This is a genomic window from Snodgrassella sp. CS2 (assembly GCF_050310315.1).
GTDB lineage: Bacteria > Pseudomonadota > Gammaproteobacteria > Burkholderiales > Neisseriaceae > Snodgrassella > Snodgrassella alvi_E.
This window is the reverse complement of the sequence record NZ_JBNPBA010000003.1, coordinates 155,622-172,313: the sequence shown is the minus strand read 5'-3', so window position 1 is coordinate 172,313 and position 16,692 is coordinate 155,622. Positions and strand designations below refer to the sequence as shown.

Annotated in this window: 17 protein-coding genes; 7 read left to right on the top strand and 10 right to left on the bottom strand. The window is 41.8% G+C overall.

Features of this window, described 5'->3' with window-relative positions; genetic code table 11:
- Positions 1-76 precede the first annotated feature (76 nt).
- From aroC to leuC, 10 genes are all read right to left on the bottom strand, one after another.
- Positions 77-1,177 (bottom strand): chorismate synthase, encoded by a 1,101-nt coding sequence (gene aroC / locus ACQP6D_RS06075; RefSeq protein ID WP_100152036.1) that lies wholly within the window; start codon positions 1,175-1,177, stop codon positions 77-79.
- Between the two features lie 234 nt (positions 1,178-1,411).
- The gene (locus tag ACQP6D_RS06070) at positions 1,412-1,657 is read right to left on the bottom strand and encodes a hypothetical protein (protein ID WP_267403264.1); all 246 of its coding nucleotides are present in this window, start codon (positions 1,655-1,657) and stop codon (positions 1,412-1,414) included.
- A 283-nt stretch (positions 1,658-1,940) separates the two neighbouring features.
- The gene (locus ACQP6D_RS06065) at positions 1,941-2,474 is read right to left on the bottom strand and encodes a PqiC family protein (protein ID WP_367433060.1); all 534 of its coding nucleotides are present in this window, start codon (positions 2,472-2,474) and stop codon (positions 1,941-1,943) included.
- On the bottom strand, positions 2,474-4,117 hold the full coding sequence (pqiB, locus tag ACQP6D_RS06060) for an intermembrane transport protein PqiB (protein ID WP_427857693.1): 1,644 nt from the start codon (positions 4,115-4,117) through the stop codon (positions 2,474-2,476). Before pqiB ends, ACQP6D_RS06065 begins: the two co-directional genes overlap by 1 nt.
- Before the next feature lie 10 nt (positions 4,118-4,127).
- The gene (locus tag ACQP6D_RS06055) at positions 4,128-5,423 is read right to left on the bottom strand and encodes a PqiA/YebS family transporter subunit (protein WP_427857692.1); all 1,296 of its coding nucleotides are present in this window, start codon (positions 5,421-5,423) and stop codon (positions 4,128-4,130) included.
- A 109-nt stretch (positions 5,424-5,532) separates the two neighbouring features.
- Positions 5,533-6,603: a 3-isopropylmalate dehydrogenase gene (gene leuB / locus ACQP6D_RS06050; RefSeq protein WP_427857691.1), complete on the bottom strand. Its 1,071-nt coding sequence runs from the start codon at positions 6,601-6,603 to the stop codon at positions 5,533-5,535.
- A gap of 93 nt (positions 6,604-6,696) precedes the next feature.
- Positions 6,697-7,338 (bottom strand): 3-isopropylmalate dehydratase small subunit, encoded by a 642-nt coding sequence (leuD, locus tag ACQP6D_RS06045; protein ID WP_100157110.1) that lies wholly within the window; start codon positions 7,336-7,338, stop codon positions 6,697-6,699.
- Positions 7,339-7,406: 68 nt separating this feature from the next.
- Positions 7,407-7,547, bottom strand: coding sequence for an entericidin A/B family lipoprotein (locus ACQP6D_RS06040; RefSeq protein ID WP_100141290.1), 141 nt, complete (start codon positions 7,545-7,547; stop codon positions 7,407-7,409).
- 18 nt (positions 7,548-7,565) lie between these two features.
- Positions 7,566-7,691: an entericidin A/B family lipoprotein gene (locus ACQP6D_RS06035; protein ID WP_100141289.1), complete on the bottom strand. Its 126-nt coding sequence runs from the start codon at positions 7,689-7,691 to the stop codon at positions 7,566-7,568.
- Between the two features lie 95 nt (positions 7,692-7,786).
- The gene (gene leuC, locus ACQP6D_RS06030; RefSeq protein ID WP_267391113.1) at positions 7,787-9,193 is read right to left on the bottom strand and encodes a 3-isopropylmalate dehydratase large subunit; all 1,407 of its coding nucleotides are present in this window, start codon (positions 9,191-9,193) and stop codon (positions 7,787-7,789) included.
- 282 nt (positions 9,194-9,475) lie between these two features.
- On the opposite strand from leuC, the gene gshA reads away from it, so the two are divergent.
- The 7 genes from gshA to ACQP6D_RS05995 all read left to right on the top strand — a co-directional run bounded on the left by gshA (position 9,476) and on the right by ACQP6D_RS05995 (position 16,538).
- Positions 9,476-10,837: a glutamate--cysteine ligase gene (gene gshA, locus ACQP6D_RS06025; protein WP_367644492.1), complete on the top strand. Its 1,362-nt coding sequence runs from the start codon at positions 9,476-9,478 to the stop codon at positions 10,835-10,837.
- Between the two features lie 99 nt (positions 10,838-10,936).
- Entirely contained in the window at positions 10,937-11,947 is a 1,011-nt protein-coding gene (gene trpS, locus ACQP6D_RS06020; protein WP_100152044.1) for a tryptophan--tRNA ligase, read from the top strand.
- Positions 11,948-12,010: 63 nt separating this feature from the next.
- Positions 12,011-12,982 carry a glutathione synthase gene (gene gshB / locus ACQP6D_RS06015; protein ID WP_370470210.1) on the top strand — a complete coding sequence of 324 codons (972 nt, stop codon included), beginning with the start codon at positions 12,011-12,013 and terminating at the stop codon, positions 12,980-12,982.
- Between the two features lie 48 nt (positions 12,983-13,030).
- Positions 13,031-13,438, top strand: coding sequence for a diacylglycerol kinase (locus ACQP6D_RS06010; protein ID WP_100141284.1), 408 nt, complete (start codon positions 13,031-13,033; stop codon positions 13,436-13,438).
- A 110-nt stretch (positions 13,439-13,548) separates the two neighbouring features.
- On the top strand, positions 13,549-14,475 hold the full coding sequence (locus ACQP6D_RS06005) for an AEC family transporter (protein WP_427857690.1): 927 nt from the start codon (positions 13,549-13,551) through the stop codon (positions 14,473-14,475).
- A 204-nt stretch (positions 14,476-14,679) separates the two neighbouring features.
- A complete protein-coding gene (locus ACQP6D_RS06000) occupies positions 14,680-15,609 on the top strand; it encodes a DMT family transporter (RefSeq protein ID WP_427857689.1) in 930 nt (309 codons plus the stop codon).
- An 8-nt stretch (positions 15,610-15,617) separates the two neighbouring features.
- Positions 15,618-16,538, top strand: a complete 921-nt coding sequence (locus ACQP6D_RS05995) for a LysR family transcriptional regulator (RefSeq protein ID WP_427857688.1) — start codon at positions 15,618-15,620, stop codon at positions 16,536-16,538.
- Positions 16,539-16,692 lie beyond the last annotated feature (154 nt).

Here is a 16,692-nt window from a genome sequence, read left to right as displayed (position 1 = left end):
TTGGAATTAATCAGTTGATGATTCAGTTCATTACATGTATGGATGGCTATAAAAATTACATCTAGATATTGGTGGGCTATTGGTTATGATGGGCAATATTTGGTGTATTTACCTGTATATCCGCATTCTGGGCTCGATGGCGTAATGCATGATCTATCAATACCAGTGCAAGCATAGCTTCAGCAATCGGCGCGGCGCGTAAACCTACACACGGATCATGGCGACCATGGGTGGCGAGTATAACTGGTTGACCATGAATGTCGATAGAGTGTCGCGGTGTGGCGATGCTGCTGGTAGGCTTGATGGCTAGATTAATGTGAATATCTTGGCCACTGCTAATTCCGCCCAGTATACCGCCAGCATTGTTGGATAGAAAGCCTTCTGGTGTCAGTTCGTCTCCATGTTCGCTGCCTTTTTGGCAAATACTTTCAAATCCGGCTCCGATTTCAACACCTTTTACAGCGTTGATGCTCATCATGGCATGGGCTATATCGGCATCCAGTCGATCAAATACAGGTTCGCCTAAACCTACTGGAACATTACGGGCAGTAACATGCAGTTTAGCTCCGATAGAGTCGCAGGCTTTGCGGATGCTGTCCATGTATTGTTCCAGTTCTTCAATCTGGCTCTGATTGGCAGCGAAAAAGGGATTGTTGTTTATAAAACTTTCGTTTTCGAATGGTATTTTTTTTTCGCCAATTTGGGTAATATAGGCAACGATTTCAGTTTGATAATGTTCGCGTAGCCATTTTTTTGCAATGGCACCAGCAGCGACTCGAGCGGCAGTTTCGCGAGCCGAGCTACGCCCACCACCACGAAAATCGCGAATACCGTATTTGTGCCAGTAAGTGTAGTCAGCATGTCCGGGGCGAAAGCTTTGGGCAATTGCGCCATAATCTTTACTACGCTGATCGGTGTTTCTGATTAATAATCCGATTGGTGTACCAGTGGTTTTGCCCTCAAATATACCAGAAAGTATTTCGACAGTATCTTCTTCACGACGCTGAGTAACATGGCGGCTAGTGCCCGGTTTGCGTCTGTCTAGATCTTGCTGAATATCAAATTCACTTAGGTTCATTCCAGGCGGACACCCATCTATCACGCAACCAAGTGCGGCACCATGGCTTTCACCAAAGGTGGTAACAGTAAAAATTTGCCCGAAAGTATTGCCAGCCATAGGTTTTACTCTGATTTTTGAGTAATTAATTTAAGTTGCTGTTGAGTTTAGCACGGTTTATACGGTTTAGGCATAATTTGTCTAAAAGCTATTTTGTTTTTGTGGCATAGGTATTGATGTTGTTATGAATTTACATGATTTGGAAGTGTTTTTTGAGTTTGCGGTGTCTATCTCTTTGGTATTTTGTTTATGTTTTATTGATTGTTAAGTTCAATGCCAGTAGTGCCAAACAGGCTATCTTGCTGGTTGTTTCTTGTTTGAAGCAGATGGAGTGGCAGTAGGAGGGCTGCTTTTTTCGGTACCTGCTATGGCAGGCGGTTCTGCAGGTATTGGTTTGGTTTTAATAGGAAAATATATTGAGGTGCCTAGTCCGAAATTATGATTACCTCCGCCTATACCTATGGCGACGTTGGAAGGCACTCCTATGCTACACGCACAAAGTAAGAAGCAGGCTATCTGTGAAACGATAAAAGGTTTCATGGCTTTTTTTCAAAGGAAATAAGTGTTTTATTATAAATCTTTCTTCTTGTCTGGCGATGAAATTGTTTGATGCTTTAAATAGACTGATTTTCTTTCGCAGAAATTTTTTAATTTAATTTTTCAGTTATACCATCGGTTGACATTCTGTGGTTTGCTCTAACTGAAGTTATAGATAATATGAATTTAGTGTAGTCAATGTTTTTAAACAATCGATTTAGCATTTCGGCCAGTTAAACAATAGTTTTACTGGCCGAATTTGTGCGGATGATAAGAGAAAATAAGTTTAGTCAGCAGGGGCAATGGTTTGTGCTACGTTAGATAGTCCCTGTGCTAGTGCATTAACCATGTTGCTGTAGCCATTACCTTGCTGCGGAATATGGATATTGAAATTTTTGTTGTTTTCAGTTGCTCCCTGCCAGCTGCTGTAACCATTGATGTTTATATAGCCATCATAGCTACCCTGAAAAGATTGGATATATACGGTGAGTGTGGCTTTGGTTTTGTTTTCTGGTGTAAACCAATATCGCACGCTTTTTTTGTTTAGTTCATTAGCCAGAACCAGTTTGATTTCGTTGCTCAAGTCGTCTGCCCATAAATGTGTCTGCGCAAATTGAAGGGTGGTTGGAGTATCTTGATACACTAGATTACCTTGATTGAGTCGTTCTGCCAGAACAACTTTTATCTGTACCGGTATTCGCTGGCTTGTGGTGGGCAACTGATAATTGCTGCCTGGTAGTTGATAATAGGTCACTGGTGTGCCAGCACACGCGGTGAGGGTCAGAGCAGCAGTGCATACAAGTGATAGTATGATTTTCATTATCTGGCTCCTTTAGGTTCAGGATCATGACCGCGACGGTTGAAGATAAGGGCGTTTGGTTGCTGTCTGAGGGTTTTCAAAGTTGGCTGTGCTTCTTTAAGAGTTGTATCTATACTTTTCAGGGTTTGCTGAATATCACCATAAAGTGGGGATGTGCTGGAAACACCTTGCAGAGTGGTGCGCAATTCTTTCAAGGTAGCGGTAAGCTCTGCTGGTAGTTGCTGGGTTTTATTCTGTGCCAGCAGTTTGTCTGCGGTGGCTAGTGTGGTTTTTAGCTGTGCTAGTGTGCTGTCCAGCTGTTTCATGGAATGTTCTATCGGTAGGTTATTGAGTTTTGTCAATAAGGCAGAAAGTTGATTCTGAATCATATCTAATCCGGTTCGATTGCTGCCGATAACGGTGTAACCCTGATAGTGTGTGAGCGGTTTGAGCAGCGTTTCTCCCGGTTGAGCCTGTGTGAGGCTGATGTATTGATTACCGGTGATTAAGTTGTCTTTTTCTAGCGAGGCAGAAAGACCGTGATTAAGGGCCTGCTGAATTTGCTGCTGCCAGATTTTGTCATCTTGTTTACTGGCATTAATTTCCATGCGCCCGGGTTCGATACGCAGCCGGACGGGTACCCAGCCATGCTGAAAGAGTTTATGGCTGTCATTGAGTGCAAAATAGGGTACGTCGGCAACGGAACCAATATTAATACCTTGATACTCTACAGGAGCCCCGACACTTAAGCCACGTACGGATTGCTGGAAGAAAACAACGTAATATTGGGCGCGTTTGGTAGGCAGGTTGTCTAGTTCTCGTTCGCTGTTGTATAGAGTAAATTCTGTATTATTGCCTACAGGTGTACCTTTGCCTTCAAACATAGTTTTAAATACGATGGCACCGGATAAAAGAGCAGGTAATGGTGCTGAGTCGATATGGACGCCGCCGCCAGATGCGGTAACCTGAACACCGGTTTGGAGCCAAAATTTGACTTTATCACCAATAAGGCTGTCGTAAGGGCTGTTGATATATATTTGGTAGTGAACGTTGTTGTCTTTGGGATCAAAATAGGCCTTTTCTATCTGGCCGGCACTGATATCACCATATAAAACAGGGCTACCGGGGGTAAGCAGTTTGTCACTGTGACCCTTAAGGCGCAGACGGATTCCGCTCTGAGAAATGGCGCTAACAGGTGGTAAATCTGCTACGGTAAACGTTTCAGCTTTTTCTTTGCTGTGCCCAGGCGTAAAGGCAATATAGGAACCGGATACCAACGTGTTCAGGCCGGTGATGCCGCTTTGGTCGATGCGTGGTTTGACTATCCAAAACTGTGTATCTTTACGCAGCATATTTTTGACATCGGCATTCATTTTGGCTTTGATTTGTACACCTTTTTCATCCGGACTGATGCTGATTGATGTGACTTTGCCTACCGTAACATTTAATACTTTAATTTCTGTTGAGTTGATTGCAATTCCATCAGCATCATTGATATATAAGGTAATTTCCGGTCCTGTATGGCGAAGATGTTGTATGAGTAGCCATGCGCCAGTGAGTAAGGCTAGGGCAGGAATAATCCATACCAGTACATTGAATGGAGGTTTATGCTTTACAATTGCTGTAGTTTGCGTTGTTTCGTTTTCGTTTTCGGTTTGGCTCATGATGTATGCCTTATTGCGCTGTTTTGATGCTGGGCTTGTTGTTTTGCTCATCCCAGATTAAGCGTGGATCGAAACTAAGTGCCGAGACCATGGTCAGGATTACTACGCCGCAGAAATATATGGTAGCTGAACCCGGCGCTACGTGGGCAAGTGGTGTAGAGAATGCGGACATCAGTATGATTACTACAAAGATATCTATCATAGACCAGCGTCCAATTGATTCAGTAATGCGATATAGAATGGTTAAACGGCGAGGGGACATCAGCGGGTGATAGGCTGCAGAATAGAGCAGTATCAGCATAGAAATGATTTTAAGCACAGGAATGGCCATACTGGCACTGAATATCACGACGGCGATAAATACATCTCCATCACTCCACATGTATTCGATACCATCAAGAATGGTGCTGGCAAGATTGGTACCTGGAGAACGAGTGATCATCATTGGTAATAAATTGGCCGGAATATAAAAAATAATGGCAGCCAATAAAAAGGACATGCTGATACTGAGGCTGAGAGGTTTGCGCCGGCTCAGATAAGAGCCACACACACCGCAGACATTTTGGGTATCTGGTTGTTCAAACAAGCAGTAATTGCAATTAATGGTGTGGTCGCTGTAGATTTGTCTGGTAGGATCGTTTCCGGTAAGTCTCTGTATCTGATAAAAAATCCAATGTTCAGGTACGCCTTGAGAAGTGCGAATCAGTAGAATAGCTAAAACCATCATAAACCAGAATGCCAACCCAAAATGCATTTGTGCCATGGCACTGATTTTAATGTATGACACCAGTGTGGCTATATAAAACACGTCTATCATAATCCAATGACGCAGGCGTACTAGTGTTCTTGTGGCGTACAGCATACCAGGTAGAACTTGCTGATAACGCAGTCCGGTATATACGTATAGGCACAGCAGTAGAAACAGAACTGGTGAACCAAAAGTGAGAAAAAACATTACTTCTGCCAGTATTGAATAGTCCTGCTGGGCTAAAGTACCCATTATATAGGGAATGGTAAGGTCAACATGAATGCCAAGCATGTCGATAGTCATGTACAGTTGTGTATATACAATTGTCATGATGATTAGTGAGGCGATGGCAAATGCTATTGGAGTATCAAGAGGGTGGGTTTCTATGCGAACCAGTCGCTGCTGGCAGCGCGGACATTCGGCAGATTCACCAGGTATTAGAGCAGGAATGGTTAATGACAAGCCGCAGCAAGGACAGCCAACATGATGTGCGGGCAAGCTGCCGACAGGCAGGTCTGTAGTTTGATGTTGCGCTGGTTGTATTAAACGATAGCTCAAGATATTCGATTTCAGTAAAGAAAACAGCTGTACAAAAAATAACTTAACAGAGGGTTGGGATGCTCTGTTAAGTTAAATATACGTAATTTGAAGCGCTTGTGCAATTGACTTATAGTGCAGCCAGTACAGCATCACCCATTTGGCTACATGAAACACGCTGGCAACCTTCTTCATAGATGTCACCAGTACGTAGCCCTTGTGCCAATACTTTGCCTACTGCTTGTTCGATTCTAAATGCGGCTTGCTCATTATTTAGGCTGTAACGCATCAGCATGGCTAGTGAAAGTATGGTGGCAAGTGGATTGGCCAAATTTTTGCCAGCAATATCGGGTGCAGAACCATGTGACGGTTCATACATGCCTTTACCTGTTTCGTTGAGCGATGCTGAAGGGAGCATACCTATGGAACCAGACAGCATAGAAGCTTGATCGGAAAGAATGTCACCAAATATGTTACCCGTTACAATAACGTCAAATTGCTTAGGTGCTTTTACAAGTTGCATGGCTGCATTGTCGACATACATGTGGCTAAGGCTGACATCAGGGTAATCTTTATTCATATCGGTCATGATTTCACGCCACAACTCGGTAGTTTCCAATACATTGGCCTTATCTACTGAACAAAGTTTTTTATTGCGTTTTTGTGCTGCCTCAAAGGCAATCTTACCGATACGGCGAATTTCACTTTCGCTGTAACGCATGGTGTTAATACCTTCGCGTTCGCCATTTGGCAAGGTATGAATGCCGCGTGGTTCGCCAAAATAGATATCGCCGGTTAGTTCACGCACAATCAAAATATTTAGACCAGATACTACTTCTGGTTTTAGGGTAGAAGCATTGGCCAGCTCAGGATAGAGTATGGCTGGACGTAGATTGCCAAATAAGTTGAGATCTTTTCGGATGGCAAGTAGTCCGCGTTCGGGACGCAGTGGGCGTTCAAGGCTGTCGTACTGTGGACCACCGACTGCACCAAGCAACACTGCGTCTGCAGCGCGGCAGATTTTTTGAGTAAATTCTGGATAAGGATGGCCGTATTCATCATAGGCAGCTCCCCCTAATGGAGCATATTGATAATCTACATCTAGTCCTTCTGCAATCAGTTTGTCTAAAACACGGACGGCCTGAGCAATAATTTCCGGACCGATTCCATCCCCCGGAAGAATAGCAAGGTGTTTACTCATTTTATTCTTTCTGAATGTTGTCTGACTGCCACTGATTGGCACTCAGTAATAATTTATTTTTAGTGTAAGAAAACGAAACAGGTTTCAATGGGGTCAGGACTGATACAGCCATGGTTGCTGTTGTTTGTGGCTGCTTTCATAGGCTTTTATAGCATCCGCATGTTGCAAGGTCAGACCGATTTCATCCAGACCATTGAGAAGACAATGTTTGCGGTGTTCGGTGATCTCGAAATAGTAATGATGACCGCTGGGTGTGGTAACGGTTTGTTCGGGCAGATTGATGCTGAGCTGATAGCCTTCATGAGAAGTAACTTCATGAAAAAGTTGATCCACTACTTCTTCGGGCAAAATTATAGGTAATAGACCGTTTTTATAGCAGTTGTTGAAAAAAATATCTGCAAAAGATGGTGCAATGATGGCACGAAAACCGTAATCATCTAGAGCCCATGGTGCGTGTTCGCGGCTTGAACCACAACCAAAATTCTTACGGGTCAGCAGAATGTGTGCACCCTGATAACGTGGCTGATTGAGTACAAAATCCGGATTCAAGGGACGTTTGCTGTTGTCCATACCCGGTTCACCGTGATCAAGATAACGCCACTCATCAAAAGCATTTGGGCCGAAACCACTGCGTTTGATTGATTTTAAAAATTGTTTAGGAATAATGGCATCTGTGTCTACATTAGCGCGGTCAAGCGGTGCTACCAGAGCCGTAAGAGTTGTAAAAGATTTCATGCGGGTGATTCAGTATGTGTGTAGTTAATGATTGAATTTAGTGCAAGCCCTGTCGGGCTTGCATGCAGTTACATTTCTGAGCGTACGTTGTCTGAAGCATTACTTACTGCCTGACCACCGGCAGAAATATCACGACCAACGCCGGAAACTGTATGACAACCAGCCAGAAAACCAACAATGGCAACGCTTAAGAGCATCAGTTTTTTCATGGTTTTATCCTTGTAATATTATCGACTAGCTGCGTTGGACAGATGCTGACCCCCAGCACGGACGTCTTGTCCTACGCCATGAATTGTGTGACAACCAGAGAGTACAGCCATAACCATTGCAGCAATTAACAACATTTTTTTCATGCTTTACTCCTTCAACAAAGATAATAATTAACACATTCAATCAGAACTACATGCTTATCATGCACTTGCTGGCTTAAAACTGCAAGTTATTCACTTTATATGTGTCGCACATCAGTAAAATGGCCAGTGACTGCTGCAGCTGCTGCCATGGCAGGGCTGACCAGATGAGTGCGACCGCCGTTCCCTTGACGGCCCTCAAAGTTACGATTGGAAGTTGAAGCACAACGTTCATGTGGCTGTAATCGATCTGCATTCATAGCCAAGCACATTGAGCAGCCTGGTTCACGCCACTCAAAACCTGCGGCTGTAAAAATTTTATCCAGCCCTTCTGCTTCAGCTTGTTGTTTGACTCTTCCTGAGCCGGGTACTATTAATACCCGATTAACATTATCTGCCTTATGTCGTCCTTTCGCTACTTGGGCAGCAATGCGTAAATCTTCAATTCTTCCGTTGGTGCATGAACCAATAAATACAACATCAACTGGAATTTCATTGACTGGTGTACCGGCAGTTAAGCCCATATATTGCAGTGCCCGCTGCATACCCTCCCGTTTTACTGGATCCGTTTCTGCGTCAGGGTCGGGCACTTGTTGATTTACTGCAATTACCATTTCTGGTGAGGTTCCCCATGTAACCTGTGGTTCGATGTCCTCCGCATTAAAATGATATGTTTTATCAAAGCTGGCTCCAGCATCTGAGACCAGTGTTTTCCAGTAACTAACAGCCTGCTCCCATAATTCACGTTTAGGTGCGAAATGGCGATCTTTGATGTAATCGATTGTGGTTTGGTCAACTGCTACAAGGCCTGAACGGGCTCCTGCTTCGATGGCCATGTTGCAAAGGGTCATTCGACCTTCCATTGATAAATTGCGGATTGCTTCACCGCCGAATTCAATTGCATAACCAGTGCCTCCGGCAGTACCTATCTGGCCAATAATATATAAAGCAATATCTTTGGCGGTTATACAAGGTTTTAGCGTGCCGGTAATTTCAATCAGCATGGTTTTTGATTTTTTGGCAGTAATACACTGTGTGGCCATGACGTGTTCTACTTCTGATGTACCGATGCCATGAGCCAGCGCACCAAAAGCACCATGGGTGGACGTGTGTGAATCTCCGCAGACTACTGTCATACCTGGTAAAGTGGCGCCTTGTTCGGGGCCTACTACGTGCACGATACCCTGATTGATATTTTTGAATGGATAATATTTTTCTACACCAAAGTCGTGTATGTTTTTATCCAGTGTATTGACCTGAAGCTTGGAAATAGGATCGGTGATGCCTTTGTCCCAGTGGTCTGTAGGGGTGTTGTGATCAGCAGTAGCAACTATACTTTGTTCGCGCCACAATGGACGATGAGCCAGCTTCAGTCCTTCAAAAGCTTGCGGGCTGGTGACTTCATGTACTAGATGGCGGTCGATATAGAGTAAAACTGTGCCATCAGCCTGTTGTTGGACAATATGGCTATTCCACAGTTTTTCATACAGGGTTTGTGCTTTCATTGTACTAGCTTTGTTTTGTTATGTTTTATGTGTGAAGCATCTTAATACTGTTAAGAAGGATTTACAAGCATTTTGTCTAAAAATATAAAATATTCAGATTTGAATGTAATTAAATGAATATTTTTGGACTTATTGTCTATTTTTTGCGAGTGTAGATGGCCTGAATGTCTGTGTGAAAACGATTATAGTTGCTGTTTTCTGTTAATCTGGCGTTTGTTGTTATAATAATGACCACTATATGCACTAAGTAATGCAGCATATATATGTAGAAAGGACTGAAATATGAGTTTACCTGATGTGGCCGCAGCGCATCGCTTGGAATTGCAGAATTTTGAACGGGCAATTTTAGCCAAACAGACGCAGATTGAATCATGGTTTCGTACCCAATGGCGACATCACCACGCTCCTTTTTACGGTTCGGTGGATATTCGTAACAGCGGATATAAACTTGCCAGTATTGATATGAATCTGTTTCCGGGTGGTTTTAATAACCTGAATCCTGTTTTTTTGCCTTTGGCTTCTGTAGCGGCACAGGATGCAGTGGAACGTGCCTGTGCAGAAGCACAGTCTGTATTGCTGATACCTGAAAACCATACGCGCAATACTTTTTATCTGCAAAATGTTTATGCACTCTATTCTATATTGCGTCATGTGGGATTAAATGTGCGAATTGGTACAATTAATCCCGAAATTACTCAGATTACCACACTAGAAACGGCGCTTGGTGACCACATTACACTCGAGCCTGTATTGCGGCAGGGTAATCGATTACAGCTAGCAGATGGTTTCACTCCTTGTATGATTTTGCTAAACAATGATTTGTCAGGAGGCGTACCAGATATTCTTCAGGGGCTGGAACAGAAACTATTGCCACCATTAAAAGCGGGCTGGACCACGAGGCGAAAAAGTACTCATTTTCATGCATATAATCAGGTGGCAGCAGAGTTTGCCAAACTGGCAGGCATAGATGAGTGGACGATTAATCCATATTATGAAGTATGTAGTGGTTTAGATTTTGCCAGCCACGAAGGTGAAAACCGTCTGGCAGATACTGTGGAACGTCTCTTACAACGTATTCAGAATAAATATGATGAACTGGGCATTCAGGACAAACCTTTTGTGATTGTTAAAGCCGACGCCGGTACTTATGGTATGGGGGTGATGAGTGTTCATTCGGCAGATGAGGTGCGTGGCCTCAATCGTAAAAAACGCAATAAAATGGCTAAAATCAAAGAAGGTCTGGAAGTCAGTGAAGTGATTGTGCAGGAAGGTATTTATACTTACGAAACACTGCATGGTGCTACCGCAGAACCTGTGGTTTATATGATGGATCGGTTTGTAATCGGTGGCTTTTACCGTGTGCATGAGGGACGCGGACCAGACGAAAATCTGAATGCTATGGGGATGCATTTTGTGCCATTGCACTGCAATATTGTCTCACCTGAAACTGAGATTACGGAAGAAGATGCTGCTAGCAAACGCGAATTTCAGCCATGGGAACAATTGGGTATCGTGCAGACAGAGAATGTTAGTCAGGCCAGTGATTGTGAAAGTGTCCGTCTTTATGTGTATGGTGTGCTGGCCAGATTATCGTTGCTGGCTGCAGCTATAGAGCTGGAAAATATGCCTGAGCTAGCGGTTTGATTTACTTCTATCATTCAGACTTTCTCACTGCAACGTTATTTAGAGTAAGCAGAAAATTTTGTTTCAAAATAATATTAATTTCATAAAGTACGATTCATAATGAAAAAAACGCGCGTTTTAACTGGTGTTACACCCAGCGGCATACCGCATCTGGGTAATTATGTGGGTGCTATTCGTCCGGCTATTCAGGCGAGCCAGAATCCAGATGTGGAATCTTTCCTTTTTTTATCTGATTATCATGCTTTAATTAAATGTCATGATCCGGAAAAAGTTCACGAATCAACCAAAGCTGTGGCTGCAACATGGCTGGCCTGTGGTCTTGATCCTGAGCGTACAACTTTTTACCGTCAGACTGATATTCCCGAAGTAATGGAACTGAACTGGATTCTGACCTGCAATACAGCTAAGGGACTAATGAACCGTGCCCATGCGTATAAAGCAGCCGTACAGGAAAATGCTGAAAAAGGGCAGGAGGACCTAGATCACGGCATTGAAATGGGGCTTTTCTGTTATCCGATGCTCATGAGTGCAGATATTCTGATATTTAATGCCGATAAGGTACCGGTAGGGCGTGATCAGATTCAGCATCTGGAAATGGCGCGTGATATAGCAGGCCGTTTCAATCATCGTTTCAAGCCTTTGTTTACTTTGCCCGAAGCTCAAATAGATGACAATGTGGAAACATTGGTTGGTCTGGATGGCCGAAAAATGAGCAAAAGTTACGGTAATACCATTCCATTATTTGAACCGGAAAAGAAATTGCAGAAAGCGGTAAATAAGATTGTTACCAATCTGAAAGAACCGGGCGAACCGAAACAGCCAGATGAAAGCCCCCTGTTTGATATTTATAAAGCTTTCTCTACACCGACAGAAACGAGCAGCTTTACTCAGATGCTTGCTGAAGGTCTGGCTTGGGGCGAAGCTAAAAAAATGCTAGCAACAAAAATCAATGAAGAGCTGGCTGAAAAGCGTGAGCGATTTACTCAGCTGATGGCAGAGCCCTCATTGATTGAGGATATTTTGCAGGCAGGTGCGGTAAAAGCGCGTGCACAGGCAAAACCGCTGCTAGAGGAAGTACGTGAAGCAGTAGGCATTCGTTCATTAAAATAAAGTACTGGTTTAACCGGCTGGAAGTAGATTTTGAGCCGGTTAAATTATCTGTAGGTAAATATAATGAAAATCCTGTTTATAGCCGACCCAATGGCTGGCTTCAAAACTTATAAAGACACCACTTATGCCATGATGCGGGAAATGGCTGCACGAGGCTGGACATTGTTTCACACATTAGCCAGTCAGTTAAGTGTGCAGCAAGGATATGTTGTGGCAGAGGCTAGCGAATTTGGCTTTACCGAAGCCAGAGATGATCATGACCACTGCTGGTTTAGTCCTTTGTCTCAACAGCAATATCGGCTAAACATTTTTGATGCAGTGATCATGCGTACTGACCCGCCGTTTGATATGCAGTATTTATATGCGACTCAACTGCTGACTTTAGCCGCCAAACAAGGTGCCCGTGTTTATAACAGCGGGCAGGCTATGCGCGATTTCAATGAAAAACTAGCTATTTTAGATTTTACAGAGTTTACTGCTCCGACTTTGGTCACTACCCGTGCAGCAGATGTGCGTGCTTTTTTGCATGAGTACCACGATATCATTATTAAGCCGCTGGATGGTATGGGGGGGATGGGGATTTTCCGCTTGCAGCAGAATGACCCTAATATCAGCAGTATTCTGGAAATGCTGATGCGTTTAGACAGCCGTACAATCATGGTACAGCGTTATATTCCTGAAATTGTTCATGGCGATAAACGCATATTAATTATTGGTGGGCGAGTTGTTCCCTATGCATTGGCACGTATTCCACAGCAGGGCGAGACACGAGGCAATCTGGCTGCAGGTGGCCATGGCGTGGCGCAGCCATTGAGTGAACGAGATAGGCAAATTGCTGAAACGTTGGCTCCGGAACTGGTACGCAGAGGTATTCTGCTGGCTGGACTGGATGTGATTGGTGATTATCTGACGGAAATCAATGTTACCAGTCCGACTGGTTTTCAAGAAATTAGCAAGCAAACTGACTGTGATGTGGCTGCTATATTTGCCGATGCCGTTGAAGAAGCTGCACGTTTATATGGTTCCCCGCTTTAATAAATCTTGTGCAGCCATATCCGATTTTAAAAGGACAATAATATTATCATGCCGGAAAATAATAAGCAGTATGCCAATACTATTAAAGGTAAAACCGGTATACGCCGCATATTCAACGCCTATGGTTACTCTCTGGCTGGTTTGAAAGCGGCTTGCAGCGAATCGGCTTTTCGTCAGCTGTTGTGGTTAAATGGAATTTTGATTGTGCTGGTTTTTGTATTGGATTTTGGCATCCTGACGCGTATGGTTTTAATTATGGCTTCGTTTTTAAGCTGGATTGTAGAGCTCTTTAATACGGCTATTGAAGCAGCTGTGGACCATACTTCGTTGGCAAAACATCCGCTGGCCAAACGGGCTAAAGATACAGCATCGGCTGCTCAATTATTAACCATGTTACTACTGGCAATTTTATGGGTGCTGGCGCTGTGGCGAGATTATCTGGTTAACTGGTTTTAAACCATAGTCACATTGCTGCCATTATATACGAGCGCTGCCAGATTAAGAATTTCTAAAAATTCTTCAGACATATTGACAATCCGATATCTGTTTATCGGTAAGGATATATTATGCATTTTCTGATGATTTTATTACCGGTTTTCGGAATTTTTGTTACTGGATTCATCGGTCAGAAAATCCTTAAATTCGATATAGCCGGATTATCGAAAATGTCTTTGTATATTCTTTCTCCCTTTCTGGCCTTCAAAACGTTTTACAGCCATCAGCTTACTTCTGCTTATGCTTATTATGCTTTCTATGTATTGATTTTGTGTATCGGACTGATTGCGCTGGTGTATTTGTGGTCGAAAATTTGTCATTACCGCAATCAGGATAATTGCGCCCTGATTTTGGCATCATGTTTTATGAATAATGGAAACTACGGTACACCGGTGATTCTGGTATTTTTCGGGAGTGCCGGTTTTGATATCGCTGTGATTCTGATGGTACTGCAACAGTTTGTTATGAGTACATTAGGCACTTATTTTGCAGCAAAAGGCAGCAATGATATTGAAGGCATCAGCCAGCGCACGGTTTTGAAAAAAGTCTTACGCATGCCGATTGTACATGGTGCTTTGTTGGGTTTGATATTTCAGATACTACATATTCCACTCAGTAAAGAAATACTGCTGGCTGTAGGAATGATAGGAGATTCTTCCATTCCAGTTATTATGCTTATTTTGGGTATGCAGCTGGCTACATTACATATTAAGCAGATTGAACTGCCCAAAATAAGCTTTGCGTTGATACTCCGATTGATAGTATCGCCTTTGTGGGCTGTGCTGCTGGTGTACTTTATGCCGCTAGACCTGATGGCGAAAAAAATATTAATTGTTCTTGCTGCCATGCCGACAGCAGCCAATACCACATTGATGTCTGTACAGTTCAACACCAAACCACAACTAGTTTCTTCTGCTACTTTTTTCAGTACGGTATTAAGCTTGATTACCTTGCCGATAGTGCTGATGCTGGTGCAGCCGCCGGTTATGAATCTGTAAGCAATTGAGTAGCGAGAGATGCAATTAAATGTATATTCGATATACGCTTATCTGAATCAATTACAAACCTATTGTTGGTTTTCTGGATCTTAATGTTTTCTGATGTTACTTTATGTAACAAGAGTTATTACTCGCTTTATAATGTTCTTCTATTTGAAATGAATTATAACAATATGCAATACAATTCATTTCAGGATAAAAGACATGGGTATTAACAGACAATTTAGTTGCAAAAGTATTGTATATCTATTGATTACGGTAGTTGGCTGGGGAATTATGTATCCCGCATCCAAACATGCCGTATCTTCAGGTATTGATGGCTATTATCTTACTTTCATTCGTTATGTTTTGGGGGCAGTGCTTGTCAGTGTGATTTTAATCATTCTAGAAGGTAAAAAAAGTTATCAAACTGAAGGTAAAACCTTGTTACTCTGGTTTTTTGGAAGTATCGGCTTTGCAGGACTAAATTTTCTCACGTTTATTGGAATAGGTTATTCTTCAGCAGAACATGCAACGATTATATTAGCTCTGATGCCTTTATTATCGCTTGCGCTAACATGCATTATTCATCGTAGCTTCCCCGATTCTAAAACTAGTTTCTGCATGCTATTAGCTTTTACTGGTATTGTTTTGGTAATTACTAATGGTAATTTTAGTCATTTGAGGGCTTCATCTAGCTTTATCGGCGATTTGCTACTATTGGCGGCCACTATCTGCTGGGTAATATATACCTATTTTGCCAATATTATGATTTCAGTATATGGCTGGAGTGCTTTACGTGTTACTGCGTTAAGCTCTTCCTTAGGAACATTGAGTATAATATTCATTACTATAGCGGCAACATTATTAGGTTATGCCAGTTATCCAAATTTTCAGGCAATGGCAGCCAGTAAATTTGATATTTTTATTTTGGTTATAACTACTTTAGTGATTATCAGCTGGAATGCAGGCATTAAAGCGCTAGGCACAATCAATGGAGTTTTATTTGTTAATTTGGTACCCGTTATATCGTACATTATTGGCCTTTTGCAAGGGCATCATGTTTCGTATATTGAAGTTTTGGGAATGGTAATTACGCTTATAGCATTAATAATGAATAATCTCTATATGCGTAAAAATCAAGCAGATATTTAGTTGTTGAAATGAAAAAACATTTTCAGGGTATGAATTTAGCTAGTCTTGAACTGTTTCTCGTAGCAGCTGAAAATGAAAATTTCTCAGCTGCTGCTGAGTATTTGAGTATTACACCTGCTGCTGTAAGCCGCTCTATTAAAAGGCTTGAAGAAAGAATTGGTATTGAATTATTCAATAGAAATACACGTAAAATCAAATTAACACCAGAGGGGAAAATTTATTATAAAAAATGCTCTGAAATTTTAGAATCATTAATCAGTATTGAACGAGAGCTTAAAGAACAAAAAGAGTCTGTAGCTGGAAGACTGAAAATCAGTGTTCCAGAAAGTTTTTTTAACTATAAAATGGCGCCATATTTAAATAAATTTTGTGAACAATATCCAAATCTGAAGCTAGATTTTCATGTAACTAATCGAAATATTGATTTTGTGGCTGAAACTTATGATTTATCAGTGAGGTTGATTCAGCCTGAGACCAAACTTGAGCCCTTTTTAATTAAAAAAAAATTGCATGATGCTACATCGGGTCTGTTTGCTAGTCCTGAATATTTGTCTAACAACAGCATGATACAATCGCCTTCAGATATTAAAAATCATCAGTGTATCAATTTCAGCATAAGCGAAAATAACAAAAAATTCTTATGGAATTTTGTAAATAATCATTCAAAAAGGGATTTTCATTATTCGAACCAGATACAAGTGTTTGACAGCATTCTTGCGACAAAGGTTCTTGCGTTGAATGGTTGTGGAATTGTACATTTATTTAAATTTGCGGTGCAGAATGAGTTGCAGAGTAATAAATTGGTAGAAATCTTACCTGAATATTCTATTAATCATACATGGCAATTTTGTTTTCTTTACCCAGAGTCAAATAGGAATTTAGCAAAACTTAGAGTTTTTATCGATTACTTCATTGAAAAAATTAAATAATCAAGCAAAAATATTTAGTATATATGCTGATATTTATAAAAAATAATAGGCTGATAGTATTCAGTATTTCAATAATCAGATGATTTTCATTTTTTTAATACTATTTCTTATATCAGAATATATATTATTAGCGGTTTATACTGAATCTGATTCA

Excerpts from the sequence above, each read along its gene's own strand:
- aroC (WP_100152036.1), bottom strand. The coding sequence starts at position 1,177 with ATGGCTGGCAATACTTTCGGGCAAATTTTTACTGTTACCACCTTTGGT.
- ACQP6D_RS05995 (WP_427857688.1), top strand. The coding sequence starts at position 15,618 with ATGAAAAAACATTTTCAGGGTATGAATTTAGCTAGTCTTGAACTGTTT.
- leuC (WP_267391113.1), bottom strand. The coding sequence starts at position 9,193 with ATGAAAGCACAAACCCTGTATGAAAAACTGTGGAATAGCCATATTGTC.
- ACQP6D_RS06005 (WP_427857690.1), top strand. The coding sequence starts at position 13,549 with ATGCATTTTCTGATGATTTTATTACCGGTTTTCGGAATTTTTGTTACT.
- leuB (WP_427857691.1), bottom strand. The coding sequence starts at position 6,603 with ATGAGTAAACACCTTGCTATTCTTCCGGGGGATGGAATCGGTCCGGAA.
- leuD (WP_100157110.1), bottom strand. The coding sequence starts at position 7,338 with ATGAAATCTTTTACAACTCTTACGGCTCTGGTAGCACCGCTTGACCGC.
- pqiB (WP_427857693.1), bottom strand. The coding sequence starts at position 4,117 with ATGAGCCAAACCGAAAACGAAAACGAAACAACGCAAACTACAGCAATT.
- ACQP6D_RS06065 (WP_367433060.1), bottom strand. The coding sequence starts at position 2,474 with ATGAAAATCATACTATCACTTGTATGCACTGCTGCTCTGACCCTCACC.
- gshA (WP_367644492.1), top strand. The coding sequence starts at position 9,476 with ATGAGTTTACCTGATGTGGCCGCAGCGCATCGCTTGGAATTGCAGAAT.
- ACQP6D_RS06035 (WP_100141289.1), bottom strand. The coding sequence starts at position 7,691 with ATGAAAAAAATGTTGTTAATTGCTGCAATGGTTATGGCTGTACTCTCT.
- trpS (WP_100152044.1), top strand. The coding sequence starts at position 10,937 with ATGAAAAAAACGCGCGTTTTAACTGGTGTTACACCCAGCGGCATACCG.
- gshB (WP_370470210.1), top strand. The coding sequence starts at position 12,011 with ATGAAAATCCTGTTTATAGCCGACCCAATGGCTGGCTTCAAAACTTAT.
- ACQP6D_RS06070 (WP_267403264.1), bottom strand. The coding sequence starts at position 1,657 with ATGAAACCTTTTATCGTTTCACAGATAGCCTGCTTCTTACTTTGTGCG.
- ACQP6D_RS06000 (WP_427857689.1), top strand. The coding sequence starts at position 14,680 with ATGGGTATTAACAGACAATTTAGTTGCAAAAGTATTGTATATCTATTG.
- ACQP6D_RS06040 (WP_100141290.1), bottom strand. The coding sequence starts at position 7,547 with ATGAAAAAACTGATGCTCTTAAGCGTTGCCATTGTTGGTTTTCTGGCT.
- ACQP6D_RS06010 (WP_100141284.1), top strand. The coding sequence starts at position 13,031 with ATGCCGGAAAATAATAAGCAGTATGCCAATACTATTAAAGGTAAAACC.